At 69.6% G+C, this 1,524-nt stretch carries 1 protein-coding gene; it reads right to left on the bottom strand.

The genetic code is table 11. From position 1 onward, the window contains the following. Positions 1-96: 96 nt before the first annotated feature. Entirely contained in the window at positions 97-1,200 is a 1,104-nt protein-coding gene (locus FKP22_RS30030; protein ID WP_141291874.1) for a M14 family metallopeptidase, read from the bottom strand. Positions 1,201-1,524: the final 324 nt, after the last annotated feature.

The raw sequence follows: 1,524 nt of genomic DNA on the forward strand, positions 1-1,524 counted from the left end.
CTGACGCTGTGGGACGTGGCGCCCGGCCGCGTGGCGCAGGACCTGGCGCAGTGGGCGCCGCTGCTGGCCTGGGCGGCAAAGGGCTGAGATGCTGGCTCAGGTCGCCGCGAGGCCGCGCACGGCCTGCAAGGCCAGCTCGCAGCCCTGCGCCAGCACGGCCGCCTGCCAAGCCGGTGTCTCGGTGTAGAACGCCTCGCGCATGCGCTGGTGGATGGCCGCACGCTGCTTCTCGCCGGCTTGCGGATGCAGGCGCAGCCACTGGTCGCCGCGCAAGGCGTCCAGCACTTTCAGCTTGGACTGGGTGCCCACCTCCATCACCATGGCCGTCAGCTCGGCCTGCGGGCAGGTTGCCGCTGCCGCCTGCCACATCTCGCCCATCAGCACCGCTGAACTGGAAGAGCCTTCCTGCGTGCAGGTGAGTCCAGGGCCCCACCAGGCCCGCGCGCGTTTGAGCAGCACCGGTTCAGGCCGCCCAGCCAGGATGCGCTCGGCCACGCCGTTCGGGCCCAGTCCGGTGTGAACGTCGATCCAGCCGATGCGGCGGGCGTGGCTGCCAAAGCGCGCCAGCAGCCGTTCCAGCGCCAGTCGGCTCCAGCTCGGGCCGTTGCCACCGAAAAACAGCCCTTCCGGATCCTGGTACTGGCCTTGCGAAATGGTGGTCTGCGTGGCGCGAATGCCGTGGCGCAAGGCAAAGCCGTACAGCGCCAGCCGGTTGCCCGGCGTGGGCGGCCAGCGCTCGGGCAGCAGCACAGGGGCCAGCCGCGGCAGCAGCGGGTTGTGCGGCCGCGGCTGGCTGAAGTCGACGAAATTCCGGTTCAGGTCCACGTTTTCGTGCGTCACCCGGTGGCCGAATGAAAAGCCATGCGGGTTCAGGGCATGCAGGTGCAGCAAAGCCACGCCGGCCCCGTGGGCCGCTTTGCGGAACACGGCGTCGCGCAGCAGCGCGATCTGCACGGCCGAGCCGGCATGGCCTTCAATGCCGTGGCAGCCGCTGGAGACGATCAGCAGCCGTTGCGTGTCGGGCGCGCCATCCAGCACCGCGTCCACCGCCAGCGCCTCGCCGTCCCGGCCGGGCAGCGGGTGCGGCTCGCTGTGCACGGTCAATGTCGCGGCTTGGGCGGCTTGCAGAAAGCGCCGCCTCGCCTGCGCGTAGTCGGGCGCAAAGCAGTCACCTGGGATGGAAGGCTGCGCGGGGCTCATTCGGGCCGATTGTGGCGCTGTCAGGAAGACGAAGACGACGGGCCGTTCCACAACATGTCTGACATCCGACATCACCTGCAAGGGTTTGCCATCGGTGCGAACATTGCGGCCACGCCCGCCGCTGCATCCTGCCGGCCTTCACCGGTCGCGCCGGCCGCAGCGGCCCCCATGCCTTGACCCGTGACTGTGGAGCACATCATGTCCAATCCCTCGCACCCCGCCTACAAAGACACCCAGCTGCTGATCAATGGCGAGTGGGTGGATGCCACCGGCGGCCGCACGCTGAACGTCGTCAACCCCGCCACCGGCGAAGTCATCGGCCGC

Origin of the sequence: Ideonella azotifigens (assembly GCF_006519715.1) — a bacterium.
Classification (GTDB): domain Bacteria; phylum Pseudomonadota; class Gammaproteobacteria; order Burkholderiales; family Burkholderiaceae_C; genus Ideonella; species Ideonella azotifigens.